The organism is Streptomyces sp. Ncost-T10-10d (genome assembly GCF_900091955.1).
GTDB lineage: Bacteria > Actinomycetota > Actinomycetes > Streptomycetales > Streptomycetaceae > Streptomyces.
On record NZ_FMDF01000182.1, the window covers coordinates 132,382 to 154,869 of the forward strand.

Genomic DNA, 22,488 nt, shown 5'->3' on the forward strand with positions numbered 1-22,488 from the left:
CCCGATATGAGCCCCGTCCTCGCCGGCGTGCTCCAGCTGCTCGCGCTCGTTGTGGCGCTGGGTCTGGCGTACCGCCCGCTCGGTGACTACATGGCCGGCGTCTACTCCTCGAAGAAGCACCTCCGGGTGGAGAAGTGGATGTACAAGGCCATCGGCGCCGATCCGAACACGGAGATGCGCTGGCCCGCGTATCTGCGTGGGGTGCTCGCGTTTTCCGCGGTGAGCGTCCTCTTCCTCTACCTGCTGCAGCGGGCGCAGGGCAGTCTGCCCGGCTCGCTCGGCTTCTCCTCGATCGACCCCGACCAGGCGTTCAACACGGCGGCGTCGTTCGTCGCGAACACCAACTGGCAGTCGTACTACGGCGAGCAGGCCATGGGCCATGTCGTCCAGACCGGCGGCCTGGCGGTGCAGAACTTCGTCTCGGCGGCCGTCGGAATCGCCGTCGCGGTGGCGCTGGTACGGGGCTTCGCCCGCTCCCGCACGGGTGAGCTGGGCAACTTCTGGTCCGACCTGGTGCGCGGCACCGTACGCATCCTGCTCCCCATCTCCGTGATCGGCGCGCTGGTGCTCGTCGCCTGTGGTGCGATCCAGAACTTCTCCGGCATCCATGAGGTCGGGCAGTTCATGGGCGGCTCGCAGCAGTGGAACGGTGGCGCGGTGGCCTCGCAGGAGGTCATCAAGGAGCTGGGCACGAATGGCGGCGGCTACTTCAACGCCAATGCGTCCCACCCGTTCGAGAACCCCAACGGGCTGTCGAACCTCTTCGAGATCTTCCTGATTCTGGTGATTCCGTTCGCGCTGACCCGCACGTTCGGCCGGATGGTCGGTTCGCTGAAGCAGGGCTACGCGATCCTGGCGACGATGGGCGTCATCTGGCTCGGATTCAGCGCGCTGATGATGTGGACGGAATTCGCCCACCACGGGCCCGCTTTCGATATCGCGGGCGGGGCGATGGAGGGCAAGGAGACTCGGTTCGGGATCGGCGGCTCCTCGATCTTCGCGGTGGCCACGACGCTGACATCGACGGGTGCGGTGAACTCGTTCCATTCCTCGTTCACGGGCTTCGGCGGCGGGATCACGATGCTGGGCATGCAGCTCGGTGAGATCGCTCCCGGTGGTACGGGTTCGGGGCTCTACGGAATGCTGATCATGGCGATCATCGCGGTGTTCATCGCCGGTCTGATGGTCGGCCGTACGCCGGAATATCTGGGGAAGAAGATCGGCACCCGGGAGATCAAGTTCGCGGCCTGCTACATCCTGATCACGCCGGCTCTGGTGCTGTGCTTCACCGCTGCGGCGATGGCCCTGCCCACCCCGCCCCACTCGATGACGAATACAGGGGCTCACGGCTTCTCCGAGATCCTGTACGCCTACACCTCCGGCGCCAACAACAACGGCTCGGCGTTCGCCGGACTCAACGCGGACACGCAGTGGTTCAACACGACGATCGGGCTGGCGATGCTGCTGGGCCGGTTCCTGCCGATGGTGTTCGTGCTGGCGCTGGCCGGCTCGCTCGCCGAGCAGAAGCCCGTACCGGCGACCGTGGGAACCCTGGGCACGCACAAGCCGCTGTTCAGCGGGCTGCTGGTCGGCACGATCCTGATCATCACCGGGCTGACCTACTTCCCGGCACTCGCGCTGGGACCGCTGGCCGAAGGGCTGGCGTCATGACCACTCGCCTGAAGCAAGAGGACTCGATGTCCACTGTCACGCCCACCCGGACACCGCACCAGGACGCGCCCACGGGCCACCAGAGCGAAGGACGCGTCGGCGGGGGCCTGTTCGACCCCAAGCAGCTGCTCAAGTCCTTCCCGGACGCGGTACGCAAACTGGACCCCCGGGTGATGGTCAAGTCACCTGTGATGTTCGTGGTGCTGATCGGCTCGGTGCTCACCACCGTGCTCGCGGTACTGGATCCGGGCGACTGGTTCGGCTGGGCGATCGCGGCCTGGCTGTGGCTGACGACGATCTTCGCCAACCTGGCGGAGGCGGTCGCCGAGGGCCGTGGCAAGGCGCAGGCCGACACGCTGCGCAAGGCCAAGACCGACACCGTCGCCCGGCGGCTGACCGGCACGAACGAGGAGCGGGTGCCGGGTACCGAACTGCGCATCGGTGATCTGGTCGTCTGCGAGGCCGGTGACATCATTCCCGGTGACGGGGATGTCGTCGAGGGTGTCGCGAGTGTGGACGAGTCCGCGATCACGGGCGAGTCCGCGCCGGTCATCCGGGAGTCGGGCGGTGACCGCTCGGCGGTGACCGGGGGCACGAAGGTGCTCTCCGACCGGGTCGTCATCAAGATCACCACGAAGCCGGGTGAGACGTTCATCGACCGGATGATCGCCCTGGTCGAAGGCGCAGCCCGGCAGAAGACCCCCAACGAGATCGCCCTGAACATCCTCCTGGCGTCCCTCACCGTCGTCTTCCTGCTCGCCGTCGTCACTCTGCAGCCCTTCGCGATCTACGCGGGCCAGAAGCAGTCGTTGATCGTGCTGACCGCACTGCTGGTCTGCCTGATCCCGACGACCATCGGCGCGCTGCTCTCGGCGATCGGTATCGCCGGCATGGACCGGCTGGTGCAGCGCAACGTCCTTGCCATGTCGGGGCGTGCCGTCGAGGCCGCGGGGGATGTCTCGACCCTGCTCCTCGACAAGACCGGCACCATCACGCTCGGCAACCGTCAGGCCGCCGAATTCCTCCCGGTCAAGGGCACGACCGAGGCCGAACTGGCGGACGCCGCCCAGCTCTCCTCACTCGCCGACGAGACCCCCGAGGGCCGTTCCGTCGTCGTGCTCGCCAAGGAGAAGTACGCACTGCGCGAGCGTCATCAGGGCGAACTGCGGCACGCCGAGTGGGTCGCGTTCACCGCCCAGACCCGCATGTCGGGTGTGGACGTCGACGGACGCAAGGTCCGCAAGGGCGCGACCGGTTCGGTCGTCGCCTGGGTGAAGGAGCGCGGCGGCAGCGTCTCGCAGGACGCGCAGGTGCTCACCGACCAGATCTCCCAGGCCGGCGGCACACCGCTGCTGGTCGCCCTGGAGGACGAGCACGGCGCCCGGGTCCTGGGTGTCATCCACCTCAAGGACGTCGTCAAGGAGGGCATGCGGGAGCGGTTCGACGAGCTGCGCCGCATGGGCATCAAGACGGTCATGATCACCGGGGACAACCCGCTGACCGCGAAGGCAATCGCCGAGGAGGCCGGCGTCGACGACTTCCTCGCCGAGGCCACCCCCGAGGACAAGATGGCCCTCATCAAGCGGGAACAGGCCGGCGGCAAACTCGTCGCGATGACCGGTGACGGCACCAACGACGCACCGGCGCTGGCTCAGGCGGATGTCGGCGTGGCCATGAACACCGGTACCTCGGCCGCGAAAGAGGCCGGGAACATGGTGGACCTGGACTCCAACCCCACAAAGCTGATCGAGATCGTCGAGATCGGCAAGCAGCTCCTCATCACCCGCGGAGCCCTGACCACCTTCTCGATAGCCAACGACGTCGCGAAGTACTTCGCGATCATCCCGGCAATGTTCGCGGTGGCCTACCCCGGCCTGGACAAGCTCAACATCATGCAGCTGTCCTCGCCCCAGTCCGCGATCCTGTCCGCGGTCGTCTTCAACGCGCTGATCATCATCGCGCTCGTACCGCTCGCCCTGAAGGGCGTGCGCTACCGGCCCAGCAGCGCCGACTCGATGCTCCGCCGCAACCTCGGGATCTACGGACTGGGCGGCCTGATCGCCCCGTTCATCGGCATCAAGATCATCGACCTGATCATCTCCCTCATCCCCGGAATCGGCTGACCTGCCATGAACAACTCCGTAGGAAACACCGCCCGGCTGCTCTGGGCCGGACTGCGTGCCCTGCTCGTCCTCACCGTCGTGTGCGGCGTCATCTACCCGCTCGCCGTCACCGCTGTCGCCCAGGGCATCTTCCCCGACAAGGCCAACGGCTCCGAGATCAGCTCCAACGGCAAGGTCGTCGGCTCCGAACTCATCGGCCAGCGCTACGACCTGCCGCTGAAGAAGGGAGAGGAAACCGCGGCCCCGGACCTCAAGTGGTTCCAGCCGCGCCCCTCCAACGGACTCGGCACCAACAGCGTCAACACCCAGTACAAACTGATCCTCTCCGGCGCGACCAACCGCTCCGGCGACAACAAGGAACTCATCGACTGGGTCACCGCCGCCAAGGCAGCCGTCGTCAAGGACAACTCCGTCCCCGGCCACCCCGTCAACCCCGCCGATGTGCCCGCCGACGCCGTCACCTCATCGGGCTCCGGCCTCGACCCCGCCATCTCCCCGGCATACGCACAGCTCCAGGTACGCCGCGTCGCCGAGCGCAACCACCTCGACGTCGCCCAGGTCGAGAAGCTCGTCGAGCGGCACACCGACGGCCGGATCCTCGGCTTCGTCGGAGAGCCCCGGGTCAACGTCCTCCAGCTCAACATCGCACTCAAGCAGCTGGTGAACGGGTCCTGAGGAATTGAGGGCACTGAGGCCGGCCGTGGTGGCCGGCCTCAGGCCGTCGGGCCGCCAATGCACGCCGGTCTAGCGGGTCGGCGTGCCCAGGCTGCCCGGATAGAGGTACTTCTCCGGCGGGATCACCGTGCCGTCGACCCACGCCCCGAAGAACCCCTTGAGGTCCTTGCCCGAGACCCTCGCCGCCAGCGCCTCGAACTGCCGGAACGAGGCGTTGCCGTACGCGTGGTCGCGGGTCCAGGACCTGAGCGTCCGGAAGAACGCGTCGTCACCGACCGTGCGCCGCAGGGCGTGCAGCATCAGGGAACCCTTGAAGTACAGCGCGGAAGCCAACTCCCTGCCCTGGCCCGGGTCGTAGAGCTTGGTGGACCAGAACGACGGGTCGTCCCTGCTGTCCTCGACCTCGGATCGGTAGTAGTCCTTGTCGAGATCGGCGCCCTTGTGCTCCTCCCACAACTGCCCGGCGTACTGGGCGAAGCACTCCGCGATGCAGCCGTCCCGCCAGTCCGCGAACGACACGCTGTCGCCGAACCACTGGTGGGTGTTCTCGTGGACCATCGAGGCGTCGAAGAGCATCGCGTCGTACGTGGGTCGGCTCTGCGTCTCCAGGGCGATGGGGCCACCGGTGGGCTCCTCCGTGGCGCCGACGACGATGGCGCCCGCCGAGGAGAAGGGGTACGGGCCGAACTTCGCGGCCAGGAAGTCCAGAATCTCCGTCTGCTCGGCCTCCGCTTCCGGGTCGATGACGGCGTCGGGGCTGTATGCCGTGATGACCGGTGTTCCGGCGGCCGTCTTTCCCCGGTGGACGGTGAACCTGTCGATGGCGACGGTGCTGAGGTACGTCGCCAGCGGCTTGTCCTCGAACCAGCGGAAGGTCTTTCTGCCGTCCTTGACGGTGGCCGGGCCGGGCAGGCCGTTGCCGATGACCGTCCAGCCGTCGGGCACCGTCGCGGTGAGGGCGAAGGTCGCCTTGTCGGACGGGTGGTCGTTGGCGGGATACCAGGAGGTCGCGGCATGCGGTTCGCCCGCCACGTACGCGCCGCCGCTCTTCAGCGTGTGCCAGCCCTCGGCGTCGGGCTCGCCCGCGTACTTCACCCGGACCGCGAACGTCGTGCCCTGCACGACCGGGCGGGCCGGGGTGATGACCAGCTCATGGGCGCCGGACCGGGAGAACGCCTTCACCGGGGTGCCGTCCACCGTGACCGAAGCCACGGTGAAGCCCTTGAGGTCCAGGCTGAAGCGGTCAAGGCCGGTCAGGGCGCGGGCGGTGACGGTGGTGTCGCCGTCCAGGTGGTCGGTGCGCGCCGGATCGTAGGCGATACGGACGTCGTAGCGGGAGACGTCGTAGCCGGAGTTGCCGTCGTCGGGGAAGTACGGATCACCGACGCCCGGACCGCCGATGGCGGCCGAGGCGGGGAGAATGGTCAGTACAGTGCCGCTGACGACCGCGGCCACGAGGGCGGCAGCGGTTCTGCGACGTCGATTCAGCAGTCTGTGCATGTCTCGCTCCTGGGGATGGGGGTCAGCGTCGGGGAGTGGTGGCGGCGAGTTTCCACAGCACGCCGATGAGGGCATCGGTGCTGGTCTTCTCCGTCTTCGGGTCCACGTTGGCGAGGTTGTCGCATGCCTCGTGGATGCAGTCCGAGATACCGGTGCTGAAGCCGGACGACGGGATGCCCGCGTTTCCGAACGACTCGTGGTCCGAACCGCCGACGCCGATGTCGAACGTGGGGATGTTCCGTTCGGCGAACCATGCCTCGAACGCCTGCTGGGCTTCGGTCTCGCCGTGCTCGTCGTCGTGGACCACGAGCCACTGCCGGGTGTTCCTGCTGCCCGCCTGGTCGAAGTTGAGGTAGACGTCGATCTTGCGGCGCTCGGCCCCGGAGAGCTTCCCGACGTAGTCCGCCGAGCCGATCAGTCCCGGCTCCTCCGCGCCCCACCATGCGAACCGAAGGTGCCGCTCGGGCCCCGGACGGGACTTGGCCACCTGAAGGGCGGTGGCCAGGACGGCGGCCGAGCCCGAGCCGTTGTCGTTGATCCCCGGGCCCTCCTCGACGCTGTCGAGGTGGGCGCCGGTCAGCAGCACGTGATCCGGGTCGCCGCCCGGCCAGTCGGCGATCAGGTTGTTGCCGGTGGCGCCGTTGTGGGTGAAGGGGACCAGTTTCGTGCGGAAGCCGGCCCGGTCCAGGGCGTTCTTCACATACGCCACCGAGTCCGCGTATCCCTGCGTGCCGTGCGCGCGGTTGCCGCCGTTGCGGTCGGCGATGTGCTGCAGGGCGCGCAGGTGGGGCATCACCTGCTGCTCGGAGACGGTGGGGGCGGTGGGGGCCTGCGCTTTCGCGGGGGCGGTTGCGGCTGCGGCGGGGACCGCGGACAGGGACAGGGATATCCCGAGGGCTCCGGCTGCCAGCCCGGGAAGGCTCCTTCGTAACGTCATGCGCACCCTTTCAAGGACGGGGCACTCGCCCCGGTGGACCCTGGCAAGGCTGGTCAGTCGGTGTCAGGAAGTTGTCGGGAAGCGGTTGTGCTCCGATGAGGAAGACGTCCGCGCCGTTCGGCGCTGTGAAGTGACTGTCCGTCAAGTGCGTGCGCGGTGATGGTGTCCAGCTTGTCCGGACCATTGCGGCACGTGTGGTGTCCACCCATACTGACTTGATCATCCGGGGGGATGAGAGGGGCCAGGGGGGCCGGTGGGGAATCGGGGACGACGGACGCCTGCACTGGGACTCGGTCACCGGGTGCGCCTCACCGCCGAGAACGACCACATCGGCGTCCGGCCGGATGCCTGACCACCGCCCTTCGGCCATTGCCCCGCCCTGTGCCCGATGCACATACTGGCGGCCGACGGGACCGAGCATGTACGGGGAGAAGCATGAGCGACAACATCGGCCGGACGAGCACCGGCGGGCAGAGCGGCGTGGCGGTCGCCGAGGACCTGGCCCGCGGGCCCATGGTCCGGGTCGAGGACCTGCACCGCTCGTACGGCACCGGCGCCGCGGCCGTGCACGCGCTGCGCGGGGTGTCCTTCGAGGTGCCGCGCGGTGAGCTCGTCGCACTCAAGGGACGCTCGGGCTCAGGCAAGACGACGCTCCTCAACCTCGTCGGTGGCCTCGACAGCCCCGACGGCGGCCGGATCACCGTCGGCGGCACGGACCTCGCCGAACTCGGCGAGAACGGGCTCCTGGAGCTGCGCCGGGACAGGATCGGTTTCATCTTCCAGTCGTTCGGCCTGATCCCGATCCTGACCGCCGCGGAGAACGTCGGCGTACCCATGCGGCTGCGCAAGGCGGACCCGCGCGAGCGCGAGGACCGGGTGGCGCTGCTGCTCTCCATGGTCGGCCTCGCCGACCACGCCGCTCAGCGCCCCGGTGAACTCTCCGGCGGCCAGCAGCAGCGCGTCGCGATCGCCCGCGCACTGGCCAACCGCCCCGCGCTGCTGATCGCGGACGAGCCGACGGGGCAGCTCGACGCGGAGACCGGACTCGCGGTGATGGAGCTGCTGAGGGCGGTGGTGCGGAGTGAAGGCGTCACAGCGCTGGTGGCGACGCATGACGCGCAGCTGCTGGGGCTGGCGGACCGGGTGCTGGAGCTGAGCGACGGGCACCTCGTCGAATACGAGTAGGGGGCGGGGCGGGGGCCGGGTCCGTCCGAGGCGTCAGAATCCTGTCAATTCGGTTCCTCGCCCCACCCCCGTCCCATTTGTCGAGAATCCTCGGGGTAGCTTCGAACCGGCTGCCGCATCGGCGGCAGCCGGTTCAGAGAAGACAATGGGGCCATGGCACGCGGCAAACTTCGGATCTACCTGGGTGCGGCACCCGGCGTCGGCAAGACGTACGCGATGCTCTCCGAGGCCCACCGCCGTGTGGAACGGGGCACCGACTGCGTCGTCGCCTTCGTGGAGCACCACGACCGCCCGCGCACCGAGGTCATGCTGCACGGCCTGGAGCAGATCCGGCGCCGTGAGATCGAGTACCGCTCCGCCGTCTTCACCGAGATGGACGTCGACGCGGTCCTGGAGCGCGCCCCGGCCGTCGCCCTGGTGGACGAACTGGCGCACACCAATGTGCCGGGCTCCCGCAACGCCAAGCGCTGGCAGGATGTCGAAGAGCTCCTCCAGGCCGGCATAGACGTGATCTCCACCGTCAACATCCAGCACCTGGAATCACTCGGCGACGTCGTCGAGGCCATAACCGGCGTACGGCAGCGCGAGACGGTCCCCGACGAGGTCGTCCGCAGGGCCGACCAGCTCGAACTCGTCGACATGTCGCCCCAGGCGCTACGCCGCCGGATGGCCCACGGCAACATCTACAAGCCGGACCGGATCGACGCGTCCCTGTCGAACTACTTCCGCCCCGGCAACCTGACCGCCCTGCGCGAGCTGGCCCTCCTCTGGGTCGCCGACCGGGTCGACGAGTACCTTCAGCAGTACCGCGGCGAGCACAACATCCGCACCACCTGGCAGGCCCGCGAACGGATCGTGGTCGGACTCACCGGCGGCCCCGAGGGCCGTACGCTCATCCGCCGTGCGTCCCGGATGGCGGCCAAGGGCTCCGGCAGCGAGATCCTCGCCGTCTACATCGCCCGCAGCGACGGACTGACCTCCGCATCGCCCAAGGAACTCGCCGTCCAGCGCACCCTCGTGGAGGACCTCGGCGGTACGTTCCACCACGTCATCGGCGACGACATACCGTCGGCCCTCCTCGAATTCGCCCGTGGGGTGAACGCCACGCAGATCGTCCTCGGCTCCAGCCGCCGCAAGGCCTGGCAGTACATCTACGGACCGGGCGTGGGAGCCACCGTCGCCCGTGACTCCGGTCCCGACCTCGACGTCCACATCGTCACCCACGAAGAGGTGGCCAAGGGCCGGGGGCTGCCCATCGCCCGCGGCGCCCGGCTGGGCCGGGTCCGGATCATCTGGGGCTGGCTGGTCGGCGTGGGCGGCCCGGCCCTTCTCACGCTGCTCCTGATCCGCCTGGACAGCGGCCCCGGGCTTGCCAACGACGTCCTGCTCTTCCTCTTCCTGACCGTCGCGGCGGCCCTGATCGGCGGGCTCCTGCCCGCCCTCGCCTCGGCCGCCGTCGGCTCCCTGCTGCTGAACTACTGGTTCACCCCGCCCACCCACACCCTGACCGTGCAGGACCCGGAGAACTTCGTCGCCATCGTGATCTTCTTCGCGGTGGCGGTCTCGGTCGCCTCGGTCGTCGATCTGGCGGCCCGCCGCACCCATCAGGCGGCCAGGCTGCGCGCCGAGTCGGAGATCCTCTCCTTCCTCGCCGGCAGTGTGCTGCGCGGCGAGACCACCCTGGACGCACTCCTGGACCGGGTCCGCGAGACCTTCGGGATGGAGTCCGTCGCCCTGCTGGAGCGGCAGAGCGACGTCGATCCGTGGACGTGCGCCGGGAGCGTCGGGCCGAGCCCGGTGGCCCGGCCGGAGGACGCGGATGTGGACATGCCCGTCGGCGACCATATGGCGCTCGCGCTCTCCGGCCGGGTGCTGCCCGCCGAGGACCGCCGGGTGCTCGGCGCGTTCGCCGCCCAGGCCGCCGTCGTACTGGACCGCCAGCGCCTGGTCGACGAGGCGGAGGAGGCCCGGCGGCTCGCCGAGGGAAACCGGATCAGGACGGCCCTCCTCGCCGCCGTCAGCCACGATCTGCGCACCCCGCTCGCCGCCATCAAGGCCGCCGTCAGCTCCCTGCGCTCCGACGACGTCGCCTGGTCCGAGGAGGACCAGGCCGAACTCCTGGAGGGCATCGAGAACGGCGCCGACCGCCTCGACCACCTCGTGGGCAACCTCCTCGACATGTCCAGGCTGCAGACCGGCACCGTCACCCCGCTGATCCGCGAGATCGACCTCGACGAGGTGGTCCCGATGGCGCTGGGCGGCGTCCCCGAGGGCAGCGTGGACCTGGACATCCCCGAGACCCTGCCGATGGTCGACGTCGACCCCGGGCTGCTGGAGAGAGCCGTCGCCAACATCGTCGAGAACGCCGTCAAGTACAGCCCCTACGCAGAACGCGTCACGGTGGCCGCCAGCGCGCTCGGCGGACGCGTCGAGCTACGGGTGGCCGACCGCGGCCCCGGCGTCCCCGACGACGCCAAGGAGCGCATCTTCGAGCCCTTCCAGCGCTACGGCGACGCCCCGCGCGGCGCAGGCGTCGGACTGGGCCTCGCCGTCGCCCGCGGCTTCGTGGAGTCCATGGGCGGCACGCTGGACGCCGAGGACACCCCCGGCGGCGGCCTCACCATGGTGCTGACCCTCAAGGCGGCATCGGGATACGTTCCCGTCAGCCCCGACCTGCCCGCGCGGGTCACCTCATGACCCCGCAGGTCACCTCATGATCTCCGCAATGTCCCAGGAGATCGCCGTACAGCAGAAAGGCAGGGCCCCCATGACCCGGGTGCTTGTGGTCGACGACGAGCCGCAGATCGTACGCGCCCTCGTGATCAACCTGAAGGCGCGCAAGTACGAGGTGGACGCCGCGCCCGACGGCGCGACCGCCCTCCAGCTCGCCGCCGCCCGCCACCCCGATGTCGTCGTCCTCGACCTCGGACTGCCGGACATGGACGGCGTCGAGGTGATCAAGGGGCTGCGCGGCTGGACCCGGGTGCCGATCCTGGTGCTCTCCGCCCGCCACACCTCCGACGAGAAGGTCGAGGCCCTGGACGCCGGAGCCGACGACTACGTCACCAAGCCGTTCGGCATGGACGAGCTGCTGGCCCGGCTGCGCGCCTCCGTCCGCCGCGCCGAACCCGTCGGCCAGCACGGCTCCGACGATGTCGTGGTCGTCGAGACCGAGGGGTTCACCGTCGACCTGGCGGCGAAGAAGGTCCACCGCGAGGGACGCGACGTACGGCTCACCCCCACCGAATGGCACCTGCTGGAGGTCCTGGTCCGCAACAGCGGCCGGCTGGTCAGCCAGAAGCAGCTGCTCCAGGAGGTCTGGGGGCCCTCGTACGGCACCGAGACCAACTATCTGCGGGTCTACATGGCGCAGCTCAGACGCAAGCTGGAGGCCGACCCCTCGCACCCCCGGCACTTCGTCACCGAGCCGGGGATGGGCTACCGCTTCGAGCGCGGCTGAACGGGGCACCGGGTCCTGTCCCGTAACCCGTACGAGTGACCCGTTCGAGTGAGACCCGGGACACCCGCTCGCAGTACGGGGGACCGGTACCCTTCGGGTATGAGTGCTGTTCCTCGATTCGAGAAGCCCGGCAAGGCTGTGAAGCCGTCCGGTCGCTTCCGGCGGATGCTCGACCGGCTGTCCAGCTCCCAGGAGGACCTGGAGTCCGAGGAACTGCAGGAGGACTCGCAGGCATCGGGGTGCACGCGGATCTCCGAATGCACCGACCGCCAGATCGTCAAGGTGACTGGTACGTTGCGGACCGTCACCCTGCGGCCGCGCGCCGGAGTGCCCGCCCTGGAGGCGGAGCTCTTCGACGGCACCGCACCGCTGGACGTGGTCTGGCTGGGCCGGCGCTCCATCGCGGGCATAGAACCGGGCCGCAAGCTCATCGCCTCGGGCCGGATCGCCATGAGTCATGGACGCCGGGTGCTGTTCAACCCCAAATACGAACTCCGACCGCTCGGCAAGGAGTAGCCGGTGACGTCTGACGACAAGCCGACGTCCGATACGGACCGCACCACCCGCACCGACCAGCAGGAGGCCGACGCGAAAGCGGTCACCGAGGCCGCGCTCTTCGAGGCGTTCGGCGGTGTCCGGGGGATGGTGGAGACAGTCCTTCCCGGACTGCTCTTCGTCACGATCTTCACGATCAACAAGGACCTGCACCTCTCGGCCATCGCGGCCCTGGTCGTGTCCCTGGTCCTCGTCGCCGTACGGCTGATCCGCAGGGACACCGTCAAGCACGCCTTCAGCGGTGTCTTCGGCGTGGCCTTCGGTGTGGTCTTCGCGATGATGACCGGCAATGCCAAGGACTTCTATCTGCCGGGCATGCTGTACACGCTCGGCCTGGCGCTCGCCTACCTGATCACCACCCTCGCCGGGGTGCCGCTGATCGGCCTGATCCTGGGCCCGGTGTTCAAGGAGAATCTCTCCTGGCGCACCAGGAACCCCGGCCGCAAGAAGGCGTACGCCAAGGCCAGCTACGCCTGGGGGCTCATCCTGCTCGCCAAGTGCGCGATCCTCTTCCCGCTGTACTGGTGGGCCGACACCACCCAGTTCGGCTGGGTCCTGGTTGCCCTGAAGATCCCACCGTTCCTGCTCGCGGTCTATCTGACCTGGGTCTTCCTCGCCAAGGCGCCGCCGCCCATCGATGTCTTCGCCGAGATGGAGGCGCAGGAGCAGGCCGAGAAGGCCCGCAAGGCGGAGGCGGCCGCCGCCGCGACGCGCCACCAGGAGTTCTGATCCGCCCACGACGGACGGAGGGGCCCGGCACCGTGTGAGAACGGTTCCGGGCCCCTTCCGTCTGCCTGCCCCGCGTCGGTCAGTCCTCCGAGTCGCCCCGGCGCACCGACAGCAGGTCCTCCAACTGCTCCTCGCGTGCCTGTGCGGCCACGAACAGCAGCTCGTCACCGGCCTCCAGCGTCTCCTCGGTGCTCGGCGTCAGAACGCGCTGCCCGCGGATGATGGTGACCAGCGAGGTGTCCTCGGGCCAGGCCACATCGCCGACCTGGGTGCCGGCCAGCGCCGACTCCGGGGGCAGCGTCAGCTCGACCAGGTTGGCGTCGCCATGGCTGAAGCGCAGCAGCCGGACCAGATCGCCGACGCTCACCGCCTCCTCGACCAGGGCCGACATCAGACGCGGCGTGGAGACCGCCACATCGACGCCCCAGGCCTCGTTGAACAGCCACTCGTTCTTCGGGTTGTTGACCCGGGCGACGACCCTCGGCACGCCGTACTCGGTCTTGGCGAGCAGCGAGACGACCAGATTCACCTTGTCGTCGCCGGTCGCGGCGATCACGACGTTGCAGCGTTGAAGCGCCGCCTCGTCGAGCGAGGTGATCTCGCAGGCGTCCGCAAGCAGCCACTCGGCCATCGGCACCCGCTCCACCGAAATGGCCGTCGGCGCCTTGTCGACGAGCAGCACCTCGTGCCCGTTCTCCAGCAGCTCGCCCGCGATGGAACGGCCCACCGCACCGGCCCCGGCAATCGCGACACGCATCAGTGACCGCCCTCCTCAGGACCCTCGGCGAATGCCGCCTCGACCTTTGCGATCTCGTCCGTACGCATCATCACGTGGACCAGGTCGCCCTCCTGCAGCACCGTCTGCGAGGTGGGCAGAATGGCTTCGCCCAACCGGGTGAGGAACGCCACGCGGACGCCCGTCTCCTCCTGCAGCGTGCTGATCTTGTGGCCGATCCAGGACGGTGTGGTGTGCACCTCCGCGAGCTGCACACCGCCGCTCGGATCGCGCCACAGCGGCTCGGCGCCCGAGGGCAGCAGCCGCCGCAGCATCTGGTCCGCGGTCCAGCGCACGGTGGCGACCGTGGGGATACCGAGGCGCTGGTAGACCTCGGCGCGCCGGGGGTCGTAGATCCGCGCCGCGACATTCTCGATGCCGAACATCTCGCGGGCCACCCGGGCGGCGATGATGTTCGAGTTGTCGCCGCTGCTCACCGCGGCGAACGCACCTGCCTCCTCGATCCCCGCCTCACGCAGGGTGTCCTGGTCGAAGCCGACACCGGTGACGCGCCGCCCACCGAATCCGGACCCGAGGCGTCGGAACGCCGTGGGGTCCTGGTCGATGACGGCGACCGTGTGCCCCTGCTGCTCCAGGGTCTGCGCGAGAGCGGCCCCTACTCGCCCGCAGCCCATGATGACGATGTGCACCTTGCGCTTACCTCGCACTCCTGGTCGTCCGGCTGACCTGCGAAAACACCGTGCTCACACTTCTTCCTCAGCTTGCCGGGCAAACAACGGGGCAACGGTCTGCCCCGTTGCCCAGGATGAGCTTATGCGGCCGGGAGTGCGAAGCCTCATCCGCGTGCGCTTTCGCCGCGCCCCGTGATGCGGACAGGGAGGACCGCCGGATGCAGCCACTGCGGGACGGACCCTTGAGTACGGCGACTACAGACATCTAACATGTCAGTTCATGGAGACCCTGCGCCCCGTCCGACGAACCCTGTTGCGGGACACCGCGTACGAGGCGATCCGTGACGCCATCGTCCGCGGCGACATCCCGCCCGGTGCCCCCGTCCGCGACGCCGACCTCGCCGAACGCCTCGGACTGTCCCGGGCCCCGGTCCGCGACGCACTGTCCCGGCTCTCCGGCGAGGGACTCGTCGAATCCAAGCCGCAGAGCTACACCCGGGTGACCCGGCTGGTGCCGCGCGACGTCCGGGACGCGGCGGCGGTCGTACGAGCCATGCAGGAACTCGCCGCCAGGACAGCCGTCCCCCTCCTTACGGATGCGGACATCACCGCCATGCGCGAGGCGAACGACCGCTTCCGGGACGCGACCCGCCGCGGCGACGTGGCGGACGCACTGCGCGCCGACGACCGGCTCCACGACGTCCTCGTCAACGCCTGCGGCAACCGCGCCGTGGCCGACACCGTCCGGCGCTACACGCCCCTGATCCGGCGCCTGGAGTGGCGGCAGTTCGGCACGCCCGGCGCGGCACACGGCTCGGCGGAGCTGCACGACCGGCTGATCGAGGCGTGCGCGGGGCGCGATGCCGAAGCCGCGTCCCGGGTCACCGCGGAGATCTGGCGGGCGCTCGAAGAACTCGCCGACGAACCGTCCGACTAGGCCGCCGGCCCGGGCACCGTCCGGACGAGCCGCCAGGCCGCGGACGAGCCGACCACCATCACCACACCGACCCCACCCACCATCGCCCAACCACCCCCGGCCAAGGGAGCCCCCGTGACGCCCGCATCGCCCGCAGCCCCGTCCTCCCCCTCCCTCACCTCCTACGACCGCTACCCCCTCCTCTTCGGCCCCTCTCCCGTGCACCGCCTCGACCGGCTCACCGACCACCTCGGCGGCGCCGCGGTCTGGGCCAAGCGGGAGGACTGCAACTCCGGCATCGCCTACGGCGGCAACAAGACGCGCAAGCTCGAATACCTCGTCGCCGACGCCCTGGCGAAGGGCTGCGACACGCTCGTCTCCATCGGCGGCGTCCAGTCCAACCACACCCGCCAGGTCGCGGCGGTCGCCGCCCGTACCGGCCTCAAGTGCGTACTCATCCAGGAGAGCTGGGTCGAGTGGCCCGACGCCGTGTACGACAAGGTCGGCAACATCCTGATCAGCCGCCTGGCCGGTGCCGATGTCCGCCTGGTGCGCGCCGGTTTCGGCATCGGCGTCAAGGAGAGCTGGGAGCAGGCGCTGCGCGAGGTCGAGGAGGGCGGCGGCCGGCCGTACGCCATCCCAGCCGGTGCGTCCGACCATCCTCTCGGCGGGCTCGGCTTCGCCAACTGGGCGTACGAGGTCGCCGAGCAGGAGCACGCACTCGGAGTGTTCTTCGACACCGTGGTCGTCTGCTCGGTGACCGGATCCACCCAGGCCGGCATGGTCGCGGGGTTCGCCGCGCTCGAAGAGGAGGGTGGCCGTCCGCGGCGCGTGCTGGGCATCGACGCCTCCGCGGAACCCGCTCGCACCCGCGAGCAGATCGCCCGGATCGCGGCCGGGACCGCACGGCTCATCGGGGTGCGACGCGAGCTCACCGTGGACGACATCGAGCTGGACGAGCGCTACCACGCGGGCACATACGGCATCCCCGACGCCACCACCCTCGACGCGATGCGGCTCGCCGCCCGTACCGAGGGCATGGTCACCGACCCCGTGTACGAGGGGAAGTCGATGGCGGGAACGGTCGACCTCGTGGGGCGCGGCGAGATCACCCGGGATTCCACCGTCCTTTACGCACATCTCGGCGGTCAGCCCGCATTGAATGGTTACAGCGCCCTTTTCGCGGACGCCTAGTGCAAGGATTTCGTTAAGGATTTCGTGGCTTTTTCGTCCGAGCGCAGGAGATTGCGGGGCCACGGGGGTGGTGGGTCTGCGGCTTCCATACGGAACGCTTACGATCCTCTGCGTGTCCAAACTGACCGACGTGCCCAAACGGATCCTGATCGGGCGCGCATTGCGCAGTGACCGGCTCGGAGAAACGCTCCTGCCGAAGCGCATCGCCCTCCCCGTCTTCGCCTCCGACGCCCTGTCCTCCGTTGCCTATGCGCCTGGGGAGGTCCTGCTCGTCCTGTCTGTCGCGGGCATTTCGGCGTACCACTTCAGCCCGTGGATCGCCCTGGCGGTCGTGGTGGTGATGTTCACCGTGGTGGCGTCGTACCGGCAGAACGTGCACGCGTACCCGAGCGGTGGCGGCGACTACGAGGTTGCCACCACCAACCTCGGCCCCAAGGCCGGCCTGACCGTCGCCAGCGCGCTGCTCGTGGACTACGTCCTCACCGTCGCCGTCTCCATCACTTCCGGAATCGAGAACCTGGGCTCGGCGATCCCGTTCGTGGTCGAGCACAAGGTGCTGTGCGCCGTCGCGGTGATCCTGCTGCTGACGCTGATGAACCTGCGCGGCGTCAAGGAGTCCGGGTCGCTCTTCGCGATTCCGACGTACGTGTTCGTCGTGGGCGTCTTCATCATGATCGCGTGGGGCGCCTACCGCGCTCTCGTGCTCGGCGACACCATGCGCGCGCCCACCGCCGGCTTCCACATCAAGGCAGAGCAGGAGGGCCTCGCGGGCTTCGCCCTTGTCTTCCTGCTGCTGCGTGCTTTTTCTTCCGGCTGTGCCGCGCTCACCGGCGTCGAGGCGGTCTCCAACGGCGTCCCGGCCTTCCGTAAGCCCAAGTCCAAGAACGCGGCGACGACGCTGACGATGATGGGCATGCTCGCCATCACCATGCTCGTCGGCATCATCGCCCTCGCCCTGGTCACCAACGTCCGGATGTCCGAGAACCCGGGGGAAGACCTGCTGAGAGGCGGTGTGCCGGTCGGCCCCGGTTATGTGCAGGACCCGGTGATCACGCAGGTCGCCGAGGCCGTCTTCGGCAACGGCAGTTTCCTGTTCATCGTGCTCGCCGCGGCCACCGCCCTGGTGCTGTTCCTCGCGGCGAACACGGCGTACAACGGCTTCCCGGTGCTCGGCTCGATCCTCGCCCAGGACCGCTACCTGCCGCGCCAGCTGCACACCCGCGGCGACCGCCTCGCCTTCTCCAACGGCATCGTGCTGCTCGCCGGCGCGGCCGCCCTGCTCGTCGTCGTCTACGGCGCCGACTCGACCCGGCTGATCCAGCTCTACATCGTCGGCGTGTTCGTGTCCTTCACGCTCAGCCAGACCGGCATGGTCCGCCACTGGAACCGCCACCTGCGCGCCGAGAAGGACGCAGACAAGCGCCGCCACATGATCCGCTCCCGCGCGATCAACGCCTTCGGCGCCTTCCTGACCGGCCTCGTCCTCGTGGTCGTCCTGGTCACCAAATTCACCCACGGTGCCTGGGTCGCCCTGCTCGGCATGTGCATCTTCTTCGCGACGATGACCGCGATCCGGAAGCACTACGACCGGGTCGCCGAGGAGATCGCCGCGGAGGAGACCCCGGTCGACGAGACGATGCGGCCCTCCAGGGTCCACTCGATCGTCCTGGTCTCCAAGCTCCACCGGCCCACGCTGCGCGCCCTCGCCTACGCCAAGCTGATCCGCTCCGACCGTCTGGAGGCGCTCTCCATCAGCGTCGACCCGGTCGAGACCAAGGCGCTCAGGGAGGACTGGGAGCGGCGGGGTATCGACATCCCGCTGAAGATCCTCGACTCCCCGTACCGCGAAGTCACCCGGCCGGTCATCGAATACGTGAAGGGCCTGCGCCGCGACAGCCCGCGCGACGTCGTGAGCGTGTACATCCCGGAGTACGTGGTCGGCCACTGGTACGAGCACCTCCTCCACAACCAGAGCGCCCTGCGCCTCAAGGGGCGGCTGCTGTTCACCCCGGGCGTGATGGTGACCTCCGTGCCGTACCAGCTGGAGTCCTCCGAGGCGGCGAAGAAGCGCGCCAGGAAGCGCGCCGAGTGGAACGCACCGGGCTCGGTGCGCCGCGGACCCGTGGAGCGCAGGCCCAAGGAACCCAGCGGCAAGAGCTGACCGCCCCTGCCCGCTTCCGTTCGTGGTAAACGGCCGGACGACACCCACGTAGACTCGTGGGTTGTTGTCCGGCCGTTTTTCCCTTGATCTCTGGAGCCACCCCCTCATGCAGAACGAACCCACGTCGTCGCTGGTCGGGGAGGAGTACGAGGTCGAGGTCGGGCCCGTCGCACACGGCGGCCACTGCATCGCCCGCACTTCGGAGGGCCAGGTCCTCTTCGTACGGCACACGCTTCCCGGCGAGAAGGTCATCGCCAAGGTCACCGAGGGCGAGAGCGACTCCCGCTTCCTGCGCGCCGACGCGGTACGGATCATCGAGGCGTCCAAGGACCGCGTCGAGGCGCCCTGCCCGTACGCCGGTCCCGGCAAGTGCGGCGGCTGCGACTGGCAGCACGCCAAGCCCGGCGCCCAGCGCAGGCTCAAGGGCGAAGTGATTACCGAACAGCTTCAGCGCCTCGCGGGCCTCACCCCCGAGGAGGCGGGCTGGGACGGCACCGTCATGCCGGCCGAGGGCGACAAGCTTCCGGCGGGCGAGGTGCCGGCCTGGCGCACCCGGGTCCAGTACGCCATCGACGAGGACGGCCGTGTCGGCCTGCGCAAGCACCGTTCGCATGACGTGGAGCCGATCGAGCGCTGCCTGATCGCGGCCCCCGGCGTCACCGAGCTCGGCATCGAGAAGCGGGAATGGCCCGGCATGGCCTCGGTGGAAGCCATCGCGGCCACCGGCTCCCACGACCGCCAGGTGATCCTCACCCCGAGGCCCGGCGGCCGGCTGCCCCTCGTGGAACTCGACAAGCCCGTCTCGGTGATGCGCGTCGACGAGCGCGACGGCGGCGTCCACCGCGTGCACGGCCGCGCCTTCGTCCGCGAGCGCGCCGACGACCGCACCTACCGGGTCGGCTCGGGCGGTTTCTGGCAGGTCCACCCGCAAGCCGCCAACACCCTCGTCCGCGCCGTCATGCAGGGCCTGCTGCCCCGCAAGGGCGACACCGCCCTCGACCTCTACTGCGGCGTCGGCCTGTTCGCGGGCGCCATCGGCCAGCGCATCGGCGATAAGGGCGCCGTCCTCGGCATCGAGTCCGGCAAGCGCGCCGTGGAGGACGCCCGGCACAACCTGAAGGACCTGGAGCGGGTCCGCATCGAGCACGGCAAGGTCGACCAGGTCCTGCCGCGCACCGGCATCACCGAGACCGACCTGATCGTCCTCGACCCCCCGCGCGCAGGCGCCGGCAAGCAGACCGTCAAGCACCTGACCGGCCTCGGCGCCCGCCGCATCGCGTATGTGGCATGCGACCCGGCGGCCTTGGCGCGCGACCTGGCGTACTTCCGGGAGGGCGGGTACCGGGTGCGGACGCTGCGGGCGTTCGATCTGTTTCCGATGACCCACCACGTGGAGTGTGTCGCCATCCTTGAACCGGCCGCGAAGGGCTCCTGACCTGCGATTTCTCCCGTGCGCATTATGTGCGGTGTGGGCGTTACGAGCGATATCTTGACGCTGAAATGACGCTCGTGACGCTCAAATGACGCTTGCTCTGACGGGACGTCACATGACTGATCGTGCAGGTCACGTTGGCTGGGAGGCGCGCTCCCGTGGGCTGGCTTTGCGGGAACTTGAAGAAGATTCCGCCGGGTTGCAGCGCCCGCCGCTGGTTGCGGTGGCAGGCGCGCTGCTGCCGTACTTCGGCGGGCCGGACGTGTGGCGGAGCGGGCGTCAGTAGGTGGGGCCGTAGGGACTCCAGTGCCCGAGGAAGGGCTTCAGGTCCTCGGGGCGCGGCTCGGGAATGTCGGGCAGCCGGGGCGATGTGTTCAGCGGGTCGAGGCGCTCCACGCGGGCTGCTGCCCAGTCGACCCAGGCTTCGGCTTCGGTCCGGGTCTGGCCTGGGGGCATGGCCTCGACCCGGGTGCGTACAGCGTTCACATACTCCGTCAGTCGGGTGGCGTGGCGCCATGTCGCTTCCTGCGCCTCGAAGTGCCTGACGCGGTACGCCTCGGCGTACCGGATTCGGGCTTCTTCCATGGTGGCTTCCCACCGGATGCGCTTCTGGCGTGCCACTTCGATCTCGTCCAGGCGTCTGCGTTCAGCAGCTTCGCCGCGGAGGGTGACCTCCTGGGCGATCTCGGCGAGCTGGTCTTCCAGGGGACGGCCGGGGGTGTCGGACCATTCGCTGGCCCGGTGCGGCTGGCCGCCGCTGAGGACGAAACGGAGCCGTTCGGACGGGGTGTAGTCGAAGCGGGGGATCCTGACCCAGGAGTCCTTCTTGGCCGCGGTGAGTTCCTTCTCGGTGGCGACGTGCTCGGTCCGGTCTTGCTCCTGGAGGACAAGGAACCCCACAGTCTGGCCCTGTGCGGTGATGGTGAAGTGGGGAGATGCCCTACGACGGCGATGAGACGGGGGCGCGAAGCCGGTCTGTCCTGCCGAGCTGGAATGTCCTTCGGCCTCGGCAGCGATGATCAGCGCCTGGACGAGCCGGAGGGCACGTCCTTGGACGGGCTTCGTGAGGCCCAGTGGCTGTTGTTCGTTCTGCATGGCCCGGACCACGGTGTGCGGCCGCGTGAGCCGGGAGGGAACGGGGACGGGTTCGAGGACGGCGAGGCGCCAGGCGGGGATGTCGACGAGCTTGATCTCGTACCCGCCCTGACACCAAGCCCCGTACAGCTCCTTCTTCTCCGGGACCTTTCCGGACCTGCGTGCCGCGGCGATGCGGGATGGCCACTTCTCCAAGTCCGGACCGCTGCCGCTCTTGACGATGCTGCCGCCGGCCTCCGCGAGCTCTTGCAGCAGCTGCTCCGTGAACGTCACCCGAGGCTGTGATGGAGGGCTTGGCCTCCACCCGGCGGCCGGAGTTTCCTGTGCTCGGGTGGACGGGGGTCGTGGAGCGGCGGCCTGGGTCTTCGGCGGGCGTGACCCGCGGGGAGGGTACGCGCCGTGCGCCAGGTAGTGCTGGCCAGCACTCGTCAGGATGACGCTCCACTGCCCGGCCTTCCGGGAAACCATGACCAGGCCCCGGTTCTGCAGTGCCTGACAGGTGCTCTTGTAGGAGCTGGTCTCCCAAACGCTGGCAGGGCACCCGTCTTGCACCCACTGCAGCACCGAGAGTTGCCGCTCATTGACCTGCCGTTCCAATGGTCCGCCTTCGACTCTAGGTTGACGTACGACGGCGGCATGTTGTCAGTTCCGTTTGTCAGCGATAGGTGGTTCGAAAAAATTTGCTCGAACGAGCGGGGTGACGTGGACCATGTCTATGTCCGCGCGGGCGGCGTCTTCACCGTTGCCGTCAACTCGGCCTCCGTGACCTGCTGGCGAGTCAGCCCAATGACTTCGGTCGGGACCTTCAGCCACTGAACTTCGCGCGCAAGCGTTCGTTCTCCTTCTCCAGCGTCTTAACGCGTCGTTCGAGTTCGGCTCGTGTCGGCTTCTTCGGGGGCGGCGGAGGCGTGGGAACCGTGGGTTCCGGTGGCTCGCCACGCAGTCCGATGGGTTCGAAGGCCACGAGCGTTTGCCAGGCACCTCCGCACTCAGGGCATTGCTTCCTGGACCCTCCAGCATCGATGGGGTCGGTGTACGTGTAATGCGCCTCCGTCTCGATGATGTGGCCGCAGTACAGCCGGACACGCCACCGCATGATCTCGTGGTCGGCCTTCTTGAAGGACTGGATCAGCTTCGCGACGTTCTCGAACGCCTGGCGGCGGCGCTCTGCCATCGCCGGGTCTGCCAGGCATTTGGCATTGTCCTCTTCGACCTGTCGTCGAATCGATACGCTGCTCTCCTCGCTCTGCTTCTGACGGCGGTGGTCCCTGCGGGTGAGTTCGTACTCCTCCAACGGAACCCCGCTGCTCCGGTATTCGACTTCGCGCATGACGGTCAGCGTAGAAGCGGCGCCTACGCAGCCGTGGGGAAGAACAGTCTTGGTCAACCAGCTTGCCGATTCTGCCCATGAGTGACCGCCGGGGTGCGTGTCGCGTACGCTCCGAGGC

Annotated in this window: 18 protein-coding genes; 12 read left to right on the forward strand and 6 right to left on the reverse strand. The window is 68.8% G+C overall.

Translation table 11 applies throughout. The features are described 5' to 3' along the window. The first annotated feature begins 6 nt into the window (after positions 1 to 6). Genes kdpA through GA0115254_RS33140 form a run of 3 tightly spaced genes read left to right on the forward strand, consistent with a single transcriptional unit; the run spans position 7 to position 4,469 of the window. Positions 7 to 1,671 (forward strand): potassium-transporting ATPase subunit KdpA, encoded by a 1,665-nt coding sequence (gene kdpA / locus GA0115254_RS33130; protein ID WP_093898962.1) that lies wholly within the window; start codon positions 7 to 9, stop codon positions 1,669 to 1,671. Continuing rightward, complete coding sequence (gene kdpB, locus GA0115254_RS33135) at positions 1,668 to 3,794, forward strand: potassium-transporting ATPase subunit KdpB (protein WP_093898963.1); 2,127 nt, start codon at positions 1,668 to 1,670, stop codon at positions 3,792 to 3,794. Before kdpA ends, kdpB begins: the two co-directional genes overlap by 4 nt. Before the next feature lie 6 nt (positions 3,795 to 3,800). Next, entirely contained in the window at positions 3,801 to 4,469 is a 669-nt protein-coding gene (locus GA0115254_RS33140; RefSeq protein ID WP_093898964.1) for a potassium-transporting ATPase subunit C, read from the forward strand. 69 nt (positions 4,470 to 4,538) lie between these two features. Here the strand turns inward: GA0115254_RS33140 and GA0115254_RS33145 are convergent, their stop codons facing one another. Together GA0115254_RS33145 and GA0115254_RS33150 are read right to left on the reverse strand one after the other, a co-directional pair. Further along, on the reverse strand, positions 4,539 to 5,969 hold the full coding sequence (locus GA0115254_RS33145; protein WP_093898965.1) for a M1 family metallopeptidase: 1,431 nt from the start codon (positions 5,967 to 5,969) through the stop codon (positions 4,539 to 4,541). Between the two features lie 22 nt (positions 5,970 to 5,991). Next, complete coding sequence (locus GA0115254_RS33150; RefSeq protein ID WP_093898966.1) at positions 5,992 to 6,906, reverse strand: M28 family peptidase; 915 nt, start codon at positions 6,904 to 6,906, stop codon at positions 5,992 to 5,994. A 435-nt stretch (positions 6,907 to 7,341) separates the two neighbouring features. Here GA0115254_RS33150 and GA0115254_RS33155 point away from each other — a divergent pair, with 435 nt between their 5' ends. The 5 genes from GA0115254_RS33155 to GA0115254_RS33175 all read left to right on the forward strand — a co-directional run bounded on the left by GA0115254_RS33155 (position 7,342) and on the right by GA0115254_RS33175 (position 12,835). Further along, positions 7,342 to 8,091 (forward strand): ABC transporter ATP-binding protein, encoded by a 750-nt coding sequence (locus GA0115254_RS33155; RefSeq protein ID WP_093898967.1) that lies wholly within the window; start codon positions 7,342 to 7,344, stop codon positions 8,089 to 8,091. A gap of 153 nt (positions 8,092 to 8,244) precedes the next feature. After that, entirely contained in the window at positions 8,245 to 10,788 is a 2,544-nt protein-coding gene (locus GA0115254_RS33160) for a sensor histidine kinase (protein WP_093898968.1), read from the forward strand. Positions 10,789 to 10,858: 70 nt separating this feature from the next. Next, the gene (locus GA0115254_RS33165; RefSeq protein ID WP_093899049.1) at positions 10,859 to 11,551 is read left to right on the forward strand and encodes a response regulator; all 693 of its coding nucleotides are present in this window, start codon (positions 10,859 to 10,861) and stop codon (positions 11,549 to 11,551) included. Between the two features lie 99 nt (positions 11,552 to 11,650). Next, positions 11,651 to 12,067 carry an OB-fold nucleic acid binding domain-containing protein gene (locus tag GA0115254_RS33170; RefSeq protein ID WP_093898969.1) on the forward strand — a complete coding sequence of 139 codons (417 nt, stop codon included), beginning with the start codon at positions 11,651 to 11,653 and terminating at the stop codon, positions 12,065 to 12,067. Between the two features lie 3 nt (positions 12,068 to 12,070). Next, positions 12,071 to 12,835: a DUF3159 domain-containing protein gene (locus tag GA0115254_RS33175; RefSeq protein ID WP_093898970.1), complete on the forward strand. Its 765-nt coding sequence runs from the start codon at positions 12,071 to 12,073 to the stop codon at positions 12,833 to 12,835. Between the two features lie 79 nt (positions 12,836 to 12,914). Here the strand turns inward: GA0115254_RS33175 and GA0115254_RS33180 are convergent, their stop codons facing one another. Together GA0115254_RS33180 and GA0115254_RS33185 are read right to left on the reverse strand one after the other, a co-directional pair. Beyond that, positions 12,915 to 13,592 carry a potassium channel family protein gene (locus tag GA0115254_RS33180; protein ID WP_093898971.1) on the reverse strand — a complete coding sequence of 226 codons (678 nt, stop codon included), beginning with the start codon at positions 13,590 to 13,592 and terminating at the stop codon, positions 12,915 to 12,917. Next, positions 13,592 to 14,260 carry a potassium channel family protein gene (locus GA0115254_RS33185; protein ID WP_072485889.1) on the reverse strand — a complete coding sequence of 223 codons (669 nt, stop codon included), beginning with the start codon at positions 14,258 to 14,260 and terminating at the stop codon, positions 13,592 to 13,594. Before GA0115254_RS33185 ends, GA0115254_RS33180 begins: the two co-directional genes overlap by 1 nt. Positions 14,261 to 14,522: 262 nt before the next feature. On the opposite strand from GA0115254_RS33185, the gene GA0115254_RS33190 reads away from it, so the two are divergent. The 4 genes from GA0115254_RS33190 (at position 14,523) to GA0115254_RS33205 (ending at position 19,948) form a co-directional block, all read left to right on the forward strand. After that, complete coding sequence (locus GA0115254_RS33190) at positions 14,523 to 15,179, forward strand: GntR family transcriptional regulator (protein WP_093898972.1); 657 nt, start codon at positions 14,523 to 14,525, stop codon at positions 15,177 to 15,179. Positions 15,180 to 15,293: 114 nt separating this feature from the next. Next, positions 15,294 to 16,352, forward strand: coding sequence for a 1-aminocyclopropane-1-carboxylate deaminase (locus GA0115254_RS33195; RefSeq protein WP_093898973.1), 1,059 nt, complete (start codon positions 15,294 to 15,296; stop codon positions 16,350 to 16,352). A gap of 112 nt (positions 16,353 to 16,464) precedes the next feature. Beyond that, on the forward strand, positions 16,465 to 18,513 hold the full coding sequence (locus GA0115254_RS33200; RefSeq protein WP_093898974.1) for an APC family permease: 2,049 nt from the start codon (positions 16,465 to 16,467) through the stop codon (positions 18,511 to 18,513). Positions 18,514 to 18,619: 106 nt separating this feature from the next. Continuing rightward, on the forward strand, positions 18,620 to 19,948 hold the full coding sequence (locus GA0115254_RS33205) for a class I SAM-dependent RNA methyltransferase (RefSeq protein ID WP_093898975.1): 1,329 nt from the start codon (positions 18,620 to 18,622) through the stop codon (positions 19,946 to 19,948). Between the two features lie 276 nt (positions 19,949 to 20,224). Here GA0115254_RS33205 and GA0115254_RS46810 read toward each other — a convergent pair whose 3' ends face one another. Both GA0115254_RS46810 and GA0115254_RS33220 read right to left on the reverse strand, forming a co-directional pair. After that, entirely contained in the window at positions 20,225 to 21,313 is a 1,089-nt protein-coding gene (locus GA0115254_RS46810) for a hypothetical protein (RefSeq protein ID WP_256102897.1), read from the reverse strand. A 532-nt stretch (positions 21,314 to 21,845) separates the two neighbouring features. Then, entirely contained in the window at positions 21,846 to 22,370 is a 525-nt protein-coding gene (locus tag GA0115254_RS33220) for a hypothetical protein (RefSeq protein ID WP_141720955.1), read from the reverse strand. Positions 22,371 to 22,488 lie beyond the last annotated feature (118 nt).

Bases quoted from the DNA above. Each gene is read 5' to 3' on its own strand.
- kdpA (WP_093898962.1), top strand. From the start codon at position 7: ATGAGCCCCGTCCTCGCCGGCGTGCTCCAGCTGCTCGCGCTCGTTGTG.
- kdpB (WP_093898963.1), top strand. From the start codon at position 1,668: ATGACCACTCGCCTGAAGCAAGAGGACTCGATGTCCACTGTCACGCCC.
- GA0115254_RS33140 (WP_093898964.1), top strand. From the start codon at position 3,801: ATGAACAACTCCGTAGGAAACACCGCCCGGCTGCTCTGGGCCGGACTG.
- GA0115254_RS33145 (WP_093898965.1), bottom strand. From the start codon at position 5,969: ATGCACAGACTGCTGAATCGACGTCGCAGAACCGCTGCCGCCCTCGTG.
- GA0115254_RS33150 (WP_093898966.1), bottom strand. From the start codon at position 6,906: ATGACGTTACGAAGGAGCCTTCCCGGGCTGGCAGCCGGAGCCCTCGGG.
- GA0115254_RS33155 (WP_093898967.1), top strand. From the start codon at position 7,342: ATGAGCGACAACATCGGCCGGACGAGCACCGGCGGGCAGAGCGGCGTG.
- GA0115254_RS33160 (WP_093898968.1), top strand. From the start codon at position 8,245: ATGGCACGCGGCAAACTTCGGATCTACCTGGGTGCGGCACCCGGCGTC.
- GA0115254_RS33165 (WP_093899049.1), top strand. From the start codon at position 10,859: ATGACCCGGGTGCTTGTGGTCGACGACGAGCCGCAGATCGTACGCGCC.
- GA0115254_RS33170 (WP_093898969.1), top strand. From the start codon at position 11,651: ATGAGTGCTGTTCCTCGATTCGAGAAGCCCGGCAAGGCTGTGAAGCCG.
- GA0115254_RS33180 (WP_093898971.1), bottom strand. From the start codon at position 13,592: ATGCGTGTCGCGATTGCCGGGGCCGGTGCGGTGGGCCGTTCCATCGCG.
- GA0115254_RS33190 (WP_093898972.1), top strand. From the start codon at position 14,523: ATGGAGACCCTGCGCCCCGTCCGACGAACCCTGTTGCGGGACACCGCG.
- GA0115254_RS33205 (WP_093898975.1), top strand. From the start codon at position 18,620: ATGCAGAACGAACCCACGTCGTCGCTGGTCGGGGAGGAGTACGAGGTC.
- GA0115254_RS33220 (WP_141720955.1), bottom strand. From the start codon at position 22,370: ATGCGCGAAGTCGAATACCGGAGCAGCGGGGTTCCGTTGGAGGAGTAC.